Source organism: Streptomyces sp. NPDC058469 (assembly GCF_042721125.1).
Lineage (GTDB): Bacteria > Actinomycetota > Actinomycetes > Streptomycetales > Streptomycetaceae > Streptomyces.
In genome coordinates this window covers 1-17,975 of the sequence record NZ_JBHXME010000107.1, presented here as the reverse complement: position 1 = coordinate 17,975, position 17,975 = coordinate 1, and the positions used below count along the sequence as shown (strand labels likewise).

14 protein-coding genes and 2 pseudogenes are annotated in these 17,975 nt (G+C 69.2%); 6 read left to right on the top strand and 10 right to left on the bottom strand.

Annotated elements, in window-relative coordinates:
• The first annotated feature begins 1,438 nt into the window (after positions 1-1,438).
• The 4 genes from ACFWP5_RS34815 to ACFWP5_RS34800 all read left to right on the top strand — a co-directional run bounded on the left by ACFWP5_RS34815 (position 1,439) and on the right by ACFWP5_RS34800 (position 4,653).
• Entirely contained in the window at positions 1,439-1,810 is a 372-nt protein-coding gene (locus tag ACFWP5_RS34815; protein WP_384165891.1) for a BTAD domain-containing putative transcriptional regulator, read from the top strand.
• A 307-nt stretch (positions 1,811-2,117) separates the two neighbouring features.
• Positions 2,118-2,426, top strand: a complete 309-nt coding sequence (locus ACFWP5_RS34810; RefSeq protein ID WP_384165888.1) for an FAD-dependent monooxygenase — start codon at positions 2,118-2,120, stop codon at positions 2,424-2,426.
• 209 nt (positions 2,427-2,635) lie between these two features.
• A complete protein-coding gene (locus tag ACFWP5_RS34805) occupies positions 2,636-3,508 on the top strand; it encodes an NAD(P)H-binding protein (RefSeq protein ID WP_384165885.1) in 873 nt (290 codons plus the stop codon).
• Positions 3,509-3,810: 302 nt separating this feature from the next.
• Entirely contained in the window at positions 3,811-4,653 is an 843-nt protein-coding gene (locus tag ACFWP5_RS34800) for a cation:proton antiporter (RefSeq protein ID WP_384165882.1), read from the top strand.
• Between the two features lie 137 nt (positions 4,654-4,790).
• Here ACFWP5_RS34800 and ACFWP5_RS34795 read toward each other — a convergent pair.
• The 7 genes and pseudogenes from ACFWP5_RS34795 to ACFWP5_RS34765 form a co-directional block, all read right to left on the bottom strand.
• A pseudogene (locus tag ACFWP5_RS34795) lies at positions 4,791-5,293 on the bottom strand (carboxymuconolactone decarboxylase family protein).
• Between the two features lie 356 nt (positions 5,294-5,649).
• A complete protein-coding gene (locus ACFWP5_RS34790) occupies positions 5,650-7,257 on the bottom strand; it encodes a cation acetate symporter (RefSeq protein WP_384165880.1) in 1,608 nt (535 codons plus the stop codon).
• A complete protein-coding gene (locus tag ACFWP5_RS34785; RefSeq protein ID WP_384165877.1) occupies positions 7,254-7,652 on the bottom strand; it encodes a DUF485 domain-containing protein in 399 nt (132 codons plus the stop codon). Before ACFWP5_RS34785 ends, ACFWP5_RS34790 begins: the two co-directional genes overlap by 4 nt.
• A 626-nt stretch (positions 7,653-8,278) precedes the next feature.
• A complete protein-coding gene (locus ACFWP5_RS34780) occupies positions 8,279-8,533 on the bottom strand; it encodes a hypothetical protein (protein WP_384165874.1) in 255 nt (84 codons plus the stop codon).
• A 304-nt stretch (positions 8,534-8,837) separates the two neighbouring features.
• Positions 8,838-10,142, bottom strand: coding sequence for a glycoside hydrolase family 16 protein (locus tag ACFWP5_RS34775; RefSeq protein ID WP_384165871.1), 1,305 nt, complete (start codon positions 10,140-10,142; stop codon positions 8,838-8,840).
• 729 nt (positions 10,143-10,871) lie between these two features.
• Positions 10,872-11,153 (bottom strand): hypothetical protein, encoded by a 282-nt coding sequence (locus ACFWP5_RS34770; protein WP_384165868.1) that lies wholly within the window; start codon positions 11,151-11,153, stop codon positions 10,872-10,874.
• 37 nt (positions 11,154-11,190) lie between these two features.
• Positions 11,191-11,334: a hypothetical protein gene (locus tag ACFWP5_RS34765; RefSeq protein WP_384165865.1), complete on the bottom strand. Its 144-nt coding sequence runs from the start codon at positions 11,332-11,334 to the stop codon at positions 11,191-11,193.
• Positions 11,335-11,789: 455 nt separating this feature from the next.
• Between ACFWP5_RS34765 and ACFWP5_RS34760 the strand changes: the two genes are divergently transcribed.
• Positions 11,790-12,698, top strand: a complete 909-nt coding sequence (locus ACFWP5_RS34760) for a serine hydrolase (RefSeq protein ID WP_384165862.1) — start codon at positions 11,790-11,792, stop codon at positions 12,696-12,698.
• Positions 12,699-13,378: 680 nt separating this feature from the next.
• On the opposite strand, the pseudogene ACFWP5_RS34755 reads toward ACFWP5_RS34760, so the two are convergent.
• The 3 genes and pseudogenes from ACFWP5_RS34755 to ACFWP5_RS34745 all read right to left on the bottom strand — a co-directional run.
• A pseudogene (locus ACFWP5_RS34755) lies at positions 13,379-13,522 on the bottom strand (IS256 family transposase); the annotation flags it as partial.
• Between the two features lie 777 nt (positions 13,523-14,299).
• Entirely contained in the window at positions 14,300-15,160 is an 861-nt protein-coding gene (locus ACFWP5_RS34750; RefSeq protein WP_384165859.1) for an FkbM family methyltransferase, read from the bottom strand.
• 784 nt (positions 15,161-15,944) lie between these two features.
• A complete protein-coding gene (locus tag ACFWP5_RS34745; RefSeq protein WP_384165856.1) occupies positions 15,945-16,301 on the bottom strand; it encodes a MerR family transcriptional regulator in 357 nt (118 codons plus the stop codon).
• A 427-nt stretch (positions 16,302-16,728) separates the two neighbouring features.
• Between ACFWP5_RS34745 and ACFWP5_RS34740 the strand changes: the two genes are divergently transcribed.
• Positions 16,729-17,634, top strand: a complete 906-nt coding sequence (locus ACFWP5_RS34740) for an NADP-dependent oxidoreductase (protein WP_384165853.1) — start codon at positions 16,729-16,731, stop codon at positions 17,632-17,634.
• Positions 17,635-17,975 lie beyond the last annotated feature (341 nt).

Genomic DNA, 17,975 nt, shown 5'->3' with positions numbered 1-17,975 from the left:
GCTGGACCGCTCCACGGCCGGTCTCTTGCACAGCCGCAGATCCCCGTCGCGGCGGCTGTGACATAGGGCGGCAAGCGGTCGTGCGCGGTCGCCGAGCGCCGTACCGTGGCACACCGTCTTGCCCGCCGATCGTCCCCCGACCTGTTCCTCACCGTGTTCGGCCAACGCGCCTTCGCCATGCGGATCGGTCCGCTCGTCCCCGACCTTCCAGCCTCTGGCCCACTGTGACTTGAGGGGAGACGGGCGCCGTCGATCAAGTCACCCACGGACGTGTCGACATCGGTGCCGGCGTCAGCCCGTATGAGGCGGCCTTTCTCGATACCGAGCAGGACGGGTGCGGCGCGCCATGCCGCGGAAAGTACGGTGGCGGGGCCGGCGTCGGGCAGGCGGAGTACCCACCAGTACAGCTGGGTCGAGGAGGTGGCCTGCGCGAGTTGGCGGCGCGGGTGGTGGGGTGTGCTTGACCGACAGGTCGGGCGGGAAGTGGTTGTCGTTGAGGCTGGCAGGCAGAGCGTCTGGACAGTGGCCACTGTCTCGCGGCGCGGTGGTGTGGGCGATGATGCCAGCGCGGCTCGGGCAGTGGCTGACCTTTCGCGAGAGGCGGGCTGGAACTCTGGCGGCGTCGGGCACGGCCCCGGCGAGGCCGTCCTTGAGGCGGGCGAGGGTCCACCCATTGGGCCTCGACATCATGGTTGGACGCCGACAGTAGGGCGAGGGCGAGACCGTTCTCCGCCGCTTGGGGCGTTCTGGGGTGCCTGCCTGCCGTCGCCTGGGCTCGTCGACGTGGGAAAGCCGAGGCCGGCACGTGCGTATCGACTCCCGAAGGGATCCTCCGACGTGGTGGCGGTCTCCGGGGGTGGCTGGGGTGGCCGATTCTGTGTGTCCTCTGGTGGCGGAATACCCTTCGGAAATCTACAAACCGTCCGTGCTGTTCTGTCGGGTGGTTCCGCCGCTGTGACGGTCCCGGTGCCCGGTGCCCGGTGCCTGGCGGCTTGAACGCGGGCCGCGTATCCGCTTTCTCAGCGGCCTTGTGGGGGAGTTGAGTGTGTACGTCGAAGTGCTGGGTGCGCCTGCGGTGCGTGAGAACAGTGTGTCGGCCGTGCCGACGGCCCCGAAGCCAGAACAAGTGCTGGGCCTGCTGGCTCTCCATGCCGACAGGGTGGTGCCGGTGGTCATGTTGGTGGAGAAGAGTTGTGTGTGGTGGGGACCCTGCCGCACAGTGTGCGCACCACCCTGCAGAACCTAGTCCCGCAGCTACGTGAGTTGATCGGCACGGCGCTGGCCGCGCGGGAGCGGGGGTGAGGGGGGAGCGGGGGCAAGGACATTCTGGCCACCGTGCCCGGCGGATATCGGCTGCAGACGCGTGGCGGCATGATCTACCACCGGGAGCTCGAGCGGTCTGCGAGCATCGGATACCGGGCCATGGACGTCGAGGACTGTGCAGGAGCGGCCCGCCGTCTGGCAGACGCGTCGTGTCTGCGGAGTGGGCCGGCGCTCACCGTTCTGCGGGCCGGGGCCGGCAGCCAGATCGACATGGAGGTCCGGAGGTCGGAGGAGGGCCGCCTGCGCGCTGGCTCAGCGCATCGACGCCGATCTGCATCTGGGCCGCCACCGTGAGCTGCTGCCGGAGCTGACGGTGCTGGTCAACCAGGACCGGATGCACGAGAGTCTGCACGGCCAGTTCATGGTGGCGCTGCACCGTGTCGGCAGCGCGCGAACGAGACACTGGACGTCTACCGGCGACTGCCACCACCCTCGTGGCGGAACCGTGCCTGGAGCCGGCGGCGCCGTTTGCAGCGTTCCATCCTGACGGCCTGCCCCGACGACATCTCCGTGACCGTCCCGGACGCGACCGTCCAGCTCACCGCCCAACCCGCCATTCTCGCGGGCGAGTTGCAGAAATGATCCGGCCCACGCTTCGTACGGGGGAGGGCGGAGCATGGCGTACCACAGACGGATCCCGCACTGTCCTTGCTCCCTCGATGCCTCTGTCGAGGTTCCGTGGACATCCCCGACCCAGCTCGTCCTGCTGCGTGGCTGCGAGCTCGGCCAAGGTGCGGGTCCTCCTGCCGGCCGTCCGGATGAGCTGGATGCGGAAGTGTCGAGGTGCGTGAGGGGTGGCCTCAGCGGCGATCGAGGAGCGCCCTCGACCTGGCGGGGATTCAGTCGACGTGCGCTTCCCGGCCGGCGGCCAGGCACTGAGTGCCGCCCCACTGGACGCGCTCAACCTCGGCTGGAAGCTGGCCCGGATAGTCCAAGGTGTCGCGGACCGCTGGCCACCGACGACCGCGGACACCTACGACCGTGGACGCAGGTCGGCCATGCAGCAGGTCGTCAACAACACCCAGTCCGGTCGCCCCCAGGCGGCCGGACTCCGCGCTCGCCCCGGTCCTGCATCGCCGCCTCCGGTCTTCTGTGCCCGATGAGCCCGAAGACCCGATAGAAGCCGTCCGGCCCGGATCTTGCCCCGTCCGGGTCGCCCCGTCCCGGCAGGCTTGGCGGGCAGGAAACGGGAGAAACGTGAGAATCTTCAGTAAAGCGGCAAAGGCGGAGAGCGTATGGAGAGATGGAGGCGTGGAGGATTGGTTGACGACGGAAGGCGGGGCCGTGGCGGGCCGGGCGCGGGGAGGGTCCGATGATCCTGGTGACGGGCGCGACGGGGACGGTGGGGCGGGAAGTGGTCCGCGGCCTGCCTGCCAACCTGCGCGTGCGGGTCATGACCAGGGACCCGGCGAAGGCCGCAGGGATGTTCCCGGGGGCGGAGGTGGTCGTCGGGGACTACACGGATCCGCCGTCGCTGGCCCGGGCCTTGCAGGGGGTGCGCACGGCGTTCCTCGTTACCACGCGAGTCGACGGCGACGACGACGCCCGCTTTGTCTCGGCCGCCCGTGCTGCCGGGGTGCGGCGGGTGGTGAAACTCTCCGCGGCGGGTGTTCTGGACCCCGGGGCCGACGACCTGATCACCCACCGGCAGCGCGCCAACGAGGACCTGCTGCGCGGCTGCGGCCTGCAGTGGACCCTGCTGCGTCCGCGTGCGTTCATGTCCAACTCCCTGTCCTGGGCTGGTTCTGTCCGCCACGAGCGCACCGTTCGGGCGTTGTACGGGATGTCGCCCAACGCCTGCGTGGACCCCCGGGACATCGCGGAGGTCGCGGTGCGAGTCCTGACCGAGGAGGGTCATGCCGGGTGTGCTTACACCCTGACGGGGCCCGAGGCGTTGACGGCTGTCGGTCAGACCCGTGAGCTGGGCCGGCTGCTCGGCATCCCCCTGCGTTTCGAGGAGCTGACCCCGGATCAGGCGCGTGTCGCGCTGGGCGGACGCTGTCCGCTTCCGGTTGTGGAGGCTCTTCTGGCGGGTGCGGAGCGTCAGCGGGCGGGTGCCAAGGCCCACGTGGAGGACACTGTCAGCACTCTGACGGGCCGTCCGGCCCGCTCCTTCCGGCAGTGGGCCCAGGACCACCTCGAGGCCTTCACCCCGCCCCCGGGCGGGGCCGACCCCCGCCGGTAGACGCTGTAACACCCGCCTCCCGGGCACGGAACCGTCCGGTCCCCGGGTTTACTCCGGCAGGTTGCGGGACCGTCCTGCGTGCCTGTGCCCGCCGTTACGGCGCCTGCCCCGCCTGCCGCCGTCTGTCCCCCGACTCCGGCTCGCGCACTTTCCGTGTGGAGAGTCTTGGTGACGACACGTAGTGGGCGCTGGGTTTTGTGTCTTTCCCGCTCCTGTGCCGCCGGCTGCCCGGTGCCCGCGTGGTGCGGCGTCACTCTTCCGGTGTTCCCGGGCTGGACCTCACCTTTTGGAGACCCATTGCCATGACCACCCATCAGACCTCCTCGCTCCTTCTGGGCCTGGCCGCGATCGTGCTGTTGGCCCGCTTGTCGGGTGTGTTGGCCCGGCGTCTGAATCAGCCGGCGGTGATCGGTGAGGTCCTTGCCGGGATCGCGCTGGGCCCGACCCTTTTCCACGGTGCGCTCTCAGCTGCACTCTTCCCGGCCGGGATCCGGCCGCTGCTCGGTGCCCTGGCCGCGGTCGGCGTGGCGGTTTTCATGTTCCTGGTCGGTCTGGGGTGGGATGTCGCATTGGTTCGTGGCAGTGGGAGCCTCGCCGCGTCCGTGTCCTTCTGTTCTGTCCTGCCGCGTGCCGGTGGCGAGCGGCTGCGTGCCGAAGTCCATGAGCGGCTGGGCGAGTTGAGCGGCGTCCTGCTGCTGCCGGTGTTCTTCGTCGTCGCCGGTCTCCAGGTCGACCTGTCCCATCTGGACGCGGGCGGGCTGGGCACGTTGGGGCTCGTTCTGCTGGTGGCGGTGGGCGGCAAGTTCACCGGCGCGTTCGCCGCGGCCCGTCTGAACCGGATGCCGGTGCGGCAGTCCGCCGCGCTGGCGACGCTGATGAACACCCGCGGTCTGACCGAGCTCATCGTCCTCAATGTGGGCCTGCAACTGGGTTTCCTGAGAAGGGACTTGTACTCGCTGATGGTGGTCATGGCCGTCGTCACGACCATGATGGCGGGCCCGTTGCTGAGCTGGATCCTCGGCCGCCCCGCGGACACCGCCCGTCCCGTGGACGCCGCCGGCTCCGCGGCCGGTGGCAGCGCGGGGGAGAGTGCCGTACTAGGGCACACGGCCGGCCCGGCGGGCACCGTGGGCACGGCCGTGTGACGCCCCCGGGAAAGCCCACTCCGCACCCCGGCCGGTCCCGCTCCCCGTCCCCGTCCCCGTCTCCGGACGGCGGTGGGACGTAGGTCGGAACATCAGCACCCCGGGTGTCAGGAGGTGTTGCCCGGGTGCTGCCGCCGCTATGGGGTCGGTGTCCGCGCTGTCAGTGGAACTCGCCGGCCCTTGTAACTCCCGGCGGGCTGGCGGGTGATGGTGTTCCCGCGGTTGAACGCGTTGATGATCGCGATCTGGGTCGCAGGGGCGGCGACGAGGTGGTCCTGGTCGTAGTGGTTGGCGGCGTTCGCCCGCGCCTCGTGTGGTACCCCGGCCGGCCCGCGTCCGCGATACGGGTGCCTTTCCCGGTGAGCTCCAGTGCGGCGGGCTCGGCGTCGGTGAACACGGTGGCCTCGGGTCACACGCTACGCGGCGACGAGATTGAGCCGCAGTGCCGTCTCACCGCTGCGGCGGTGTCCGTGGTGTGCACGTCCACGCGTCCACCGCAGCCGTTGGCCTGGCTGGCGCGCAGCGTCACCCGTTCCCGCGTCGGGGCCGGCGGCGTCGGCTCCGCAAGCGCCCCGGCCGCGGTGGCGGTGGCGGTGGCGGTGTGCTTCATGGCCTTGGCGGCGACGGGACCGGCCGTCATGGTCAGCCGGGGCTTCCCTGCGCACTCCTGTGTCCTCGTCGATACCCGCACCCCGCACCCCGTACCCCGCACCCCGCACGCGGCACGACGGGGGGAGGGCATCTGATCATTCGTCAGGTACTCACGAATGATGTGTCCTCTCCGCTCCGTCGCGGCGTACCGGCACGGACCGTCGGTGAGTTCACGCCCTATGCCGTCACCGTCACAGAGTCCGGCCAGACCCCTCACGGGGCTCCGGCCCGCGCCTCGGCGGCAGACCGGCTCCGGGGACGGTAGCGGACGTACGGCGGCGCAAGACAAGCCCCTTACCGCTCGGCTCGCGCTCGTGCCGGGCCGTAGTCCTGTGTGCCGTTCTGTCAGCCGCTGCGGGGGTGCGGGGGTCCGGCCAGCAGGACGGGTTCGACGGCCTCGTAGCGGTTGCGTTCACGTGCGGCGGCGCCCCTGCCCGATAAGAGGGTGCCGAGTACCCCGCATAGGAAGCCTGCCGGGACGGACACGAGGGCGGTGGTGGTGAAGGGGAACCAGTTGAAGTCGGCTTCGGGGAAGGCTGATTGGGGGGAGCCGGAGACGAGGTTGGTGCCGGTCATCAGGACGAGGACGGTGAGACTGCCGCCGATGAGGGTGCACAGCAGTCCGGTACGGGTGTAGCGGCGCCAGAAGAGTCCGAGGACGAGTGCGGGTGCGATGGCGGAGGCGCCGAGGCAGAACGAGACGATGGCGAGGGGCTGCAGACTGCGGTGCTGGGCGAGCACGGCCAGCGCGATGACCGGTACGCCCACGCCGAGCGCGGCCAGGCGTGCCAGTGCCATCTCGCGCAGCGGCGCGGTGTTCGTGCGGGCGAGGACGTCGTGGGCCAGGGAGTTGGCGCAGGCCAGTGTCATGCTGGCCACCGATGCCAGCAGGGTCAGGAAGATGGCGGTGGTGACGGTGGTGAACAGCAGGCCCTCCGCGCGGGAGAGGTCCGCGCCGAACGCGGCGCGTGCTCCCAGCAGGTAGGCGGTGTTGCCGCGTGGGTCCGCGGCCGCGATCTCCTTGCCGCCGATCAGGGCGGTGGCGCCGACCGCCACGACGGTCATCACCGCCATGAACAGGGCGACCGCCGAGACCGCCCAGGACATCGCACGGCGCACCTGACGGGTACTGCCCGCGGTGTACATCCGCATGGTGACGTGCGGCAGGCAGGCGCCGCCCAGCACGATGGCGCATTGGGTGCTCACCATGTCCAGGGCGGGGTGTCGGCCGCCGGCGAACTGCAGGCCGTAGTGCAGGTAGGCCGGTCCGGCTCCGCTGTTCTGTGCGGCCGTCTGGAACAGGGTCTGGGGGCTCCAGCCGAAGGTGTGCAGGACGAGTGCGGCGACGACGAGCCCGGAGCCGAGGAGGATCACGGTCTTCAGGATCTGGATGAGCGCGGTCCCGCGCATCCCGCCGATGGCCGCGTAGGTGATCATGAGGGCTCCCGCGCCGACGACGCAGCCCGTGCGCATCGCGCCGTCGGAGAAGCCCAGGACGAATGCCAGCAGCTGTCCGACACCGGCCAGTTGGACCACCATCATGGGCACCAGTGCCGCGAGGGTGACCGCGCACGCCGTGATCCGTACCGCCCGCCCGGGCATGCGCCGGCCCAGCACGTCGCCCATCGTGAAGCGGCCGGTGTGGTGCAGTGGTTCGGCCAGCAGGAACATCAGCAGGAGCAGTGAGAGCAGGGTGCTCAGGGCCAGTACGACGCCGTCGTAGCCGCACAGGGCGATGATGCCGCCGACAGTGAGGACGGTGGCCGCCGAGATGTAGTCACCGGCGATGGCCAGGCCGTTGCGCAGGGGGGAGAGGAAGCGGTAGCCGGTGTAGAACTCGTCCAGGTCCTCCCGGTCGGGGCCGGTGATCACGCACAGCAGGAGCGTGAGTGTCACGACGCTGCAGAACGCCACGAGCGACCAGGACTGCGCGGCGCCCTCGAAGTCCGTCACGTCCGCCACTGCCCGTCACGGGCCTGACGCCGTACCCGGCGGGCGAGCGGGTCGACGAACCGGCGTGCGGTGAGCTCGTAGAAGATGACGGCCAGCCAGGTCACCGGCAGCTGCACCAGTGCCAGGAACAGTCCGAAGGGCAGGCCGCCCGGAGCGGGACGGGCCATCAGGGAGGGCACCTGGACGGTCAGTGTCAGGAACACGGCGAAATATCCGAGTGCGGCGAACGCGGCGACCCGCCGCTGCCAGCGGCACGCCCGGCGCAGCAGCCGCAGGTCCCGGTGCGGCCCGGTCCACGGACGGACCCGGCCAGTGGCCCACCCCGGCGTGACAGCGGAAGCGTGCCGTCCGGCCCGATGTGGCAGCGGACGTAACTCGGAACTGTCGGAAGACATCCCAAGATCTCCTAGAGGGTCGTGGGCCCCACGAGGCACGGACCGCGACAACGCGGGGAAACGGCCCGGTCATCGCACGCTATGCGGGTCCCGCACCCGGCGCAGCACTTCCGGCGAACTCCCTGATGAAACCCGCCACGACGCCCTGACCTCGGGTGTTGCGGATGAGAACAGGGTGACGGGGGGCTACGGGAGTGCCCTGTGAGCCCTGGACGCGTCACCGTCCGGCACGCCGGTGGCTGGTCGGCGGCCCTCGTTCGCCGGCCGGCCGGGCGGGCCCGCCCGGTGAGAATGCCCGGCGCACCGGCGTGGGACGTCGGATCGGCTACGGCTGGAGGCCGACGACGCGGATTCGGCCGACCTGTACGCCGTTTGCTGCCATTCCTGACCGGCTGTGGCACTTTCTCACCGGTTGCTGGCTACACCTGGATGAAGGACATCTCTGTGCGGGGGAGAGGGTGCTGTTCGTGCTGACGATCAACGTGGCGGTGCTGCCGGCGGTCGTCATCTTCTTCCGGCTCCGCCGCTGGACTGAGGCCCGCAGCCGCGGACGTGAGGAACAACTCCGAGGTCAGAACAGATACTGCCGGCCTTGAGGAGGCCTGCCGGCCCCGCCCTGACCGTAGTCACCATGGGGCTTGTCTGACTCGGGCGCGCCGCTGAGGGCGATTGCGGCCGTCGTTGTCGGCGTCGGTCCAGTGCTTGGACTTCGAGCGCTTGTAGCCGGCGCGGCTTTCGTCTTGGACGGTGAGTGCGGCCAGGGCGTCGCGGATCGGCAGGGAGATGGTGTCACCGGGTGCTACCTGAGGGCGGGGAGCGGGTACGGCGTGGGTGGTGGCCTGGGTGAGCAGGGGCGGTCGATACGGCGAGCCACGCGACAACGCCGCCGCCTCTGCTGGCTCCCGCCCGGATCCCGGCCTGCGGCTGGCGGGGGGCCCGGGTGGTGTTGTCTGTCTGCGGCGGTCTTTGGACAGGCTCCTACGTGAGTGGGGAAGACCGGGGAGGACGGCGAGCCGTGAGTCCTGAGACCGTTCGCCGGGAGCGGGACGGGCGGGGTGAGCGCAGCCGGTACAGCGCGGGTGGCAGCTGCGCCGGTTTGTTGTTCGGGGCGGGGTGTGTGTGGGTGATTGGGCTTGCGCGGGTGGTTGGTTGCCGGGCTGGCCCGGAAGGACCAGCCCGGGGGGCTTACTGAATGTAGGTGTAGTGCGGGCTGTCGTACTGGGGGCCGTTCTTCTCGTAGGTGAACCAGTAGGTCAGGGTGGAGCCGGTGGTGAGCGTGACGTTCTGTGTCCAGGTGCCGCCGCTGTTGGTCATCCGGAAGTTCTGCTGGCCGGAGCCGTTGACGAGGTAGTGCACGTCGACGTACGCCGCCGGTGTTGTCGGAAGGAACGTGATCTGCGCCTGATTGGCGCTCACGCGCGTCACACCGGCGGTGTAGTCCGGCGTCGTAGTGCTACCGCCGGAGCTCCCGCCTGTCGTGCTGCCACTCGTGGTACCGCCGGTCGTGCTCCCGCCCGGGTTCTGCTGGTAGACCGCGAACCAGTCGACGCTCATGGCGGCACCGGAGGTGATACTGCCTGCCTGGGCGGCCGAGCTGCAGCCGCAGACCTTGTCGGGGTAGGAACCGGCGATCGCCAGGTCGAAGATGGCCATGAATCCGTGATCGACGGCGGCCTGCCACGTGGCGACCGACACCTGGTTCTCGTTGACGGTGAAGGTCAGATTGCCGTCGAGGTAGAAGCGGAGCTGCTCCGCGGAGGTGTTCGTGCGGTCGATGATCGCGGAGTACGTGTGGTAGCCGGTCTGGCAGCCCGCGCACGGTTGGAGATCGCTGGTGATGCCGTCGGGATCGTGGCACTCGCCTGCCCACACGCCGCAGTGGAAGGTGGTGGAGTGCTGGCTCAGCGCGTTGACGTCCTCCATGATGTCGAACTCGCCGATACTGGGCCAGTTCGTCGCGCCGACCGGGCGGGCCGCGCCGCCCATCGCCCAGAACGCGGGCCAATAGCCCAGTCCGCTCTGCGGGTTGGGCTGGAGGATGGACGCGCTCATCTGGAGCTGCCCGCCGGCCGGGGCGGCGAAGTCGGTGCGCTGGGTCTCGATGCGTCCCGAGGTCCAGTGTCCGGACCCGTCCCGCAGAGCCCGGATGACCAGGTGGCCCTGTCCGTCCTGGTACACGTTGCTGGTGGAGTCGGTGGCCGATTCGATTTCGCCCGTTCCCCAGTTGGCGGCTCCTCCCGCGTATCCGGTGCCCAGGTCGTACAGCCAGTTGGCCCGGTCCAGCGCGCTGCCGGACGAGCCGTTGAAGTCGTCCGAGAAGAGGGTGGTCCAGCCTGTCGGCGCGCCCGGTACAGCCGCCGAGGCGCTGCCGCCGGTTCCGATCAGGCCTGCGAGTGTGCCGATGAGCAGCAGCAGAGCGCTGCCCAGGACGAGGGGGACGGTTCTCTGACTGCCTGCGGACGCACTGGCAGGCGGCGAGGAGGTTCTCATCGTTGTGGTTCTCCCTGTCGAGATGGCGGGATGGGAGTACTGCGGGGGCCTGGCTCCTGGTGGGGCGCGGGAGCAGGTCGTTTCCGCCGTCGGATCAACGGCTCCAGAACGTGCGGATGAGGAGCGGTCGCATTGCGATCCCTCGTGTGAACGGTGTGGTCTGCGCGTGAGCGCCGCACCGGTGCGGCGTGATGTGGACGGTGGCTTCAGCGGGTACTGCCGATACGGTCTGCCGATAGATCTGAGAGCGCTCTCAGAGTGATCATGAATCTGCGGTTTTTCGTTGTCCTCCTCTGCGTCGACGCCGCCGCACTGTGGATCGTGGTGCACGCGGCTGATTCCGGACGATCTGTCATGTCGTGTGAGGCAGGCCTGAGTTGGGTGCCCGCCGGGCAGGGATCGCCGTTTCAATGCAGGAGTGTCCGGCGCGGCCCTCCATGCGTCAATGGCTTCAACGTGATCGGTTGAGAAGCAGGTTTCCTGCGACGCTCTATGGAGGTCCGGTAAAGGTCCGAACCAAGCTTCGTCGAGCTGTGGACCGCTTTCCAGCGGTCGGTCGAACGCGGTCTTGTCCTGCTGAGCTGTGGTTCTGTGATGACGGCGTCACGAAGGAGTTCCCGTCGTCGAGTCGACTGCCCTTGAAGCCGCTCGCGGACCTCGCACAGCGGCTTCAGGAGTTGAAGACAGACGCTCCGAGGGATCTGCCCTCGACTGGGCCGAAATCGCTGCCTACCCCGCCCGTGAGGCCGGCTCCGCGCGGCTGCATCCTGGCCGGAGGAGGGCTCTCGGTGGCGGCTTGTCGGCCTTGGAGCGGTTGCTCGCGGCGGACACCGCGATCAGGTCGCGGGCGCCGTCCAGGTCGTTCGCGTACAACTCGCTTTCCGTCGCGGTCCATTGGGAGGCGCCGGAGTCCCAGGCCTCGGTGAGCGGCACGAGGCGGTCGACGCCCAGCCTGCTCGCGCTGTCGAGGTAGCGGTCGTCGTACGGCGAGTACCAACTGCCGCCGGCCAACGCGTAGTTCGGTCCCTAGATCGGGGCGGTGAGCGCCTCATCGAGGGAAAACTTCGGCGCGGGTGTTGCACCCGTCGCGGTCCACGTCGGTCCAGTGCTTGAACTTCGTGCGCTCGTAGCCGGTCCGGTTCTCGGTCTGGACAGGGAGCGCGGCCAGGGCGTCGCGGACGGGCAGGGCCACGGTGTCCCCGGGGGGCGGTGGTGCGCTCGGCTGTGGCGGCGTGGGCGGTGGTGGGGGCGAGCAGTACGGCGAGCGCGGACAGCGCGGCGGCACCCGTACGGGCGGCGGGGGAGAAGCGCACGACGGGGTTCCCTCTCGAAGATCACAAACGGGTCGTGATCTTCGTAGTGGGACGGCGTCGGCTCAGGCCGCCGATCCTTCTGCGCCTCACCTGCACGGACGGTAAGTCACACTCCGCATCGTCCGCAGTGGCGGCGGCCGGCGACCCTGGGCTTCTCGATGAGCTCCCTGTCGACGGTGTGGACGATCATGTCGATCCTGGGTGGCCCGGGAACTGTGGGTGTGCTCACAAATGGTCCTGTTAGGGCTTTTTCGTGGCACTGGTCACGTCACGGAACCGTCGCCTCGTCTACGTTCGCAGGTCTGTGCCCCCGCCCCCGAACCACCGAGGCCTCATGCCGTACCGCCCGAATTTCCGACCGACCACGCGGAGCGCAAACACGCCTGGCCGGCGCGACAGGCGGGTCGGCCTCCGCACGGCGCTGCTGACCGCCTCCGTGGCCACCCTCTTTGCAGCCGGTGCGGTTGGTCCGGCCGCGGCAGCCGCCACCGGGACGTCGGAGCGCTCCGGGACAGCCACCAGCCAGACGGCTGCGACGAGCGAGGCGCGCGTGACGTCCGCAGTGTTGGACCTGGACCACCCCGCCCGGAATCCGCAGGTGCGGGGGAAGGATGTCGCCTATGACACGGCCAGCATCATCAAGGTCGACATCCTCGCCACAATGCTCCTCCAGGCGCAGGACGCCGGACGCGACCTCACACCGCAGGAGCGCGCCCAGGCCGAGGCGATGATCGAGCGCAGCGACAACGACGCGGCGACCGCGCTCTGGCGGCGGATCGGCCTGGCGCCCGGCCTGGAGGCGGCGAACAAGCGCCTCGGGCTGTCCTCGACCGTGGGCGGGGCCGGCGGCACGTGGGGCCTGACGCGCACCACGGTGAGTGACCAGATCCGCCTGCTGCGCGCGGTGTTCGCCGACGGCAAGAACTCGTCCGCGAGCGGGTCCGTACTGACCGCGACGTCCCGGGACTACCTCCGTACGCTGATGACCCGCATCGCCGCCGGACAGTCGTGGGGCGTCTCGGCGGCCTCCGACTCCGGCGCCGGATGGGCGCTCAAGAACGGCTGGCTGCAACGCAGCACCACTGGCCTGTGGGACATCAACAGCGTCGGACAGGTCACCTCGGGGACACACCACTACCTCGTCGCGGTCCTCTCCGACGGCAACACGTCGATGACGGGCGGCATCGCGGCGGTCGAACACGCGGCCCGCACCGCGGTCACCTCGGCGCGAGCGGCCGGCTGACGGCACAGACGCGCGCGACGCACCGCGTGCGGATGTATGGGGGCGTCAGTCGCGAGGTGTCTCCGGTGGCGTTTGGCGCTGACACGGCTGGTGACAACCGTGCAGGGGCCGACATGGATGGTGCCGGCGATTGACTTCGCCGCCGAGGCCCCGGTCGAGCAGTGCCAAGACCGGCGAGGCCGTCAGCTGCACCGCCGTTGCACGTGAGGCAGGTGTGAGTATCGACTTCCTCTACAGACACCCCAGCTCCGAAGCGTGATCGAACGCCACCGCGCGAAGTACGGCCAGGTTCCAGGTGCGCGCCGGGCCGATGCCGACGCGCCGTCGTAGACCTCGGCGGCAGTACGCGCGCTAAGCGGAGCAATTGTCAAGACCTGTGGATTGGTGACCACGTAGCGAGAGGCGTTTTGTCGGGGTGTATCGGGCGGGGCGCTCGTCCGACCAGTGGAGCGGTGCCGAGCCCCTGCCGGTCCACCGTGCGGCCGTGGCAGGGCCGGCCGAGGGAGGGCCTGTCGGCGGCGGGTGAAAATCACGTTCTTGCAAGATCTTCGTGCAGGGGTGAGCAGGAGTCCGGAAAGCCTCTCAGCTGGCCCGGCCCAAGGTCACGGTGCGGGATCCGGGTGCGAAGTCACCGAAGGACTGTTGCCAGGACTCACCGGGCCAGTAGTACGTCACACGGCCCGCTCAGCCGCCAACTCGGCTATGTACTGGTCGACTTCAGCCTCCAGCACGGCAGCGAGCATCCGCCGGGCTCCCACGCGGACGATCTCGTCGATCAGTGAACCGGACTCCGTCGTGCCGTCCTCGTTGACTACGCTGAGCATGGGCGTACCGTCCCAACCGACGGTGCAACGTCGGTCTACTCGGTGACCTATCGATCACTCGGGAAGGTACGCGCTCTCACGTCCCAACCCGAGGCCGATCCACAGATCTTGAGCATTGCTCGCGTCTCTCACCGGGCCGTGTACGAAAGGCTGCGGCTGTTTGTTGCGCACAACGCGGGATGAGAACGACGGGAGCGGGCCCTGACTGCCAACGCCCGCAGCCGCTCACTACACTCCCTCGATGAACAACATACGGTGCACCCAATGCGGTGCGGTGGGACTCGAACCGGGCTTTGTCGAGGACTCCGGCCAAGGCGCCCGCGGGTTCGCGCGGTGGATCGCAGGCCCCCTTCAGCGAGGCCCGCTCGGCAATGCCAAGAGGATGGGCCGGCCGCACTGGCAGATCGATGCCTTCCGTTGCCCCACCTGCGCACACCTGGAACTGTTCGCAGCCCAGCCGGATTAGCGGCACGGTAGGCAAGTGATCACCAACGAGTAATCGTGGTGTCAGCGGCGTACCGGCGCCCTGGCCACGCTGCCCGCGGTCGACGGGGCGTTTTTCATGAGTCTGTTCTTCTTCGTGTCGGCGGTCTTCGCCGGCCTCCTGTGACCGCCACGGCGCACGCGCCTTCCTGAAGGGGAGGCTGATCCGGTTTGGACATCGTGGTTGTGGCTGGGCGGCAGCGGCTCCAGGCGGTGCCACAGTTCGTCCGACACGGTCCACGGCGACGGACCCACTTCGGACCGAACGCCCGACTCTCGTCCCGGACATGGCTATCAGGGCCGATCGACCTCGTTGTGTGAGCCGTTGTTGCTGCCTTGAGTGCCGGGTGCTGTGCGTGGTTGGGGTCTGACCGCGAAGACCATGCCGATGTCGCCGGCCCGCTGCACCGAGTCCTGCTCGGTGCTGACTGTCAAGCCGTGTGTGTGGAGGACTTCGCAGACTGTGTCGCGGTTGTGCTGCCAGTGCTCCACCTCGACGACGGCTTGGCGGACCAGCGGCCAGTGCCGTTCCTCGATGCCTCTGAGTACCTCGAGTTCGGCGCCTTCCACATCGACCTTGAGCAGGTCGATGTGGTCGATGCGCTGCTCGTCGAGTACCGATGACAGGGGCCTGACCTTCACTCGGTGCGTCTCAAGCTGCCGCAGCACCCGGAGCTTGCGGCTGATGAGAAGAGTGAGGAGGGGGGCGGGTATGCGGCGCAGGACGGGTCCCAGGCCGCCCTGGCGGATCATTTCGACAACGCTGGCGGTGACCCGGTGCCGCTCGTCTTCGATGTTTCCCTGGTTCCGTGAGGAGGACGAGAAGATCGTGGCGGCCGGAATGTAGCTGAAGTCGAGTTCGTCGTCACGGGACGCCAGGCCGTAGGGGAGTGCGGTCAGACGTCCGTTGAAGAACTCGCGGGCATTGCGTTCGAGTGTCGCGTGGAGTGGCGGCATCGGCTCGAAGGCGTAGATCCGCACGTCTCCGTCCAGCCGTTCGTAGACGGCGGCCGAGAACACACCGATGTTGGCGCCCACGTCGAGCACGGTCGCGCCCGGTGTGCACTCGATGCCGTGGGTGAAGTAGCCGCCCACCTCCTCGCGGAGGAAGGACGCCTCCCAACGATTTATGCTGTGCAGTTCCATCGCGCTCATGGCCATGACAAGGTGATCTATCAGGGTTGGAGCCAACAATCCAGCCCGTACCCTTCGCTTCGGTCGAGTTCCCAGTCCACAGGGTGTGACATGGGCCCATTCCCGCAAGAGTTCGTAACGCGACCTTGTTGAGGTGTCCTGGTCGAACGTGACCGATGTGACGATTCGGCCGTTCGGGAGAGTGTGAGTACTCGGCCGTGGATCGTGGTCGTCACAGGTCGACCGCAGCGGGTGCGGGGAGCAGACGACTGGGATCTGCGCGGGATCCATCCCCGCAAGTGCGGGGAGCAGGGGCTGGGCCGGTGGGGTGCGGTGCGGATACCGGGACCAACCCCGCGGGTTCGGGGAGCAGACCGTGCCGTGCACCGGCGCGTCCACCGGCGGGGGATCGACCCAGCGGGTGCGGGGAGCAGCCCTGAGAGTGGCCATGGCGAAGTCCAGGTAAGCGGCCATACGAATCCAGGCTGATGGCCACAGGAAGTCACATGTCCGCCTCTCCGGTATCGATGGCGTGGTCGATCCAGCCGCAGGCCGCCCGGACCCTTGCTATGCGCTCGTGGACGTTGTCCGGTCGGAGAGGCTGCGGCTGACCGGCCCTGCGGTGTGCCGGCACCGTGGTCAGCCGCGGCTTGCCCTGTCCTACCGCTGCCCGGCGTGTGTCCGGGGCAGCGAGAGCGACGAACGCTGTTTCGACGGCCTCCGGATACGCCTGGGGCTTCCCGCGGCCGGCCAGTTCCCGGTAGGTGCCGGACAGGTCGGGGCCCCACCCCTCGCGACGGGTTGATCAGTCCCGCGCCACGTTCGCCGCGGTCACATTCTCGATCACGCGGCCGAGTTTGGTCTTGGCCCGGGTCAGGTCCTGGATGCGTGCGGCGATGCGGTCGCGTTCGATGATGAGCTGGTCGAGCATGGCGGGGGTCGCGACGCCGGTGCTCACGCACGGCAGGAGTTCGACGACGGTACGGCTGGAGAGGCCGGCCGCGAAGAGGTCCTGGATGAGCTGGACCCGCTCCAGGGCTTCGTCGGGATAGTCACGCTGCCCACCGGGCGTCCGCGCCGATTCCAGGAGCCGCTGTTCCTCGTAGTAGCGCAGGGCCCGCACGCTGACCCCTGACCGCCTGGCGAGCTGTCCGATGCGCATGACGCAGGTCACTCCCTTCCCCCTCGTACCTCACGTCGACGTCAAGTTCAGGCTAGCGATACCGGCTCCGGGGGCAGCCCTGGGGGCCGATCGAACCGTTGCCGGCGCCGAGATTGATCATGACCCGGTGGCGGACCCGAGGGGCGTTCACGCGGTTCACGTACGCACGGCAGTCCTCGCGTCGTGCCGGGATCGCCGAGCCCGCCCGAGGGCACATGGGTGTCGACCGTGACGGGCGGCGTGACCCCTCGTAGTGGCGCAGGCCCCCACACTCACCCCCGCCCGCTCGGCAACCTCGCCCATCCGCGCCTGCCCTCCTCCGGCCGGGCGGCAGTTGCGGCTTGCACCTCACGTCAACGTCAGGTTCTAGAGTGACGAGCGTCGGATGAACACGTCATTCCGGCCCGTCAAAGTAAGGCAGACCACTATGCGCGCAGCCCGGTTCCACGAATACGGCGGAGCGGAGAGCCTGGTGATCGAGCAGGCCCCCGACCCCCACCCCGGACCCGGTGAGATCCGTGTCCGCGTCGCGGCGGCCAGCGTCAATCCCATCGACTGGAAGCTTCGCGCCGGCGCCCTGCACCAGCTGATTCCCCTGGAGCTGCCCGCCATTCCCGGGCGCGACGGCGCCGGTGTGGTCGACGAGATCGGCGACGGGGTGCAGGGGGTGAGCATCGGCGACCGTGTCTTCGGACTGGGCGGTGTCACCGGGGCGACCGCAGAGCTGCTCATCCTCTCGGCCTGGGCGCCCACCCCCGCCACGTGGAACGACGAGCAGGCCGCTGGTGCCGGTCTCGCGTCAGTGACCGCGATGCGCGGGCTCGACGCGCTCGGCTCCCTCGCGGGGCGCACCCTTCTCGTCGAGGGCGCTGCCGGAGGCGTGGGCAGCGCGGCGGTCGAGATCGCGGTAGCGCAAGGTGCCACTGTGATCGGGACAGCCAGTGAACGCAACCACGAGTTCCTCACCGCACTCGGCGCCGTTCCCACCACCTACGGCCCCGGCCTCGCGCAGCGTCTGTCCGCTCTCGCCCCGCGCGGAGTCGACATCGTGCTCGACACCGCGGCCTCCGGATCGCTGGACGACCTCGTCGCGATCACAGGTGACCCGAAGCGCGTCGCGACGGTCGCCGACCATGCGGGCGGGCAGCGCCTGGGCGCGCATGTGGTCAACGCGGAGAACGATTCCACTCTCCTGTCCGCGGCGGCGGAACTGGGCGGGCAAGGCCGCTACACACCCCGTATCGAACTGGCCTACCCCCTGGAGCGGATCGCCGACGCCCACGCGCACGCCGAGCGTGGGCGCACCCGAGGAAAGATCGTGATCTGCATCTGAACAGGCCGATCTGTATCTGAACAGGCCCACGAGGTAGGTAACTCGCAACGTGCGGGCCTGCGTGGCGAGCGTGCCCTCGATCGGTACCGGCGAGCGGGCGGTCCGGAGCGGCCGATCTCCATGTCGCCTCGTCAAGCAGGCCGCCCCCACCCGGGCACCGCACGTTGCACATGAGCCGTCGTCCACGAAGCACTACTAGCGACCACAGGTACCCACTGACGCAGTCCGCGCGGACGGCCATAATCGCGCTCAACTACCCCGTGGAGGAGCACCTGATGAGCCAAGACGGCGGAACCCGTCCCGCGCCCGCCCCGGAGCCGACCATCCATGAGCCGGTCGAC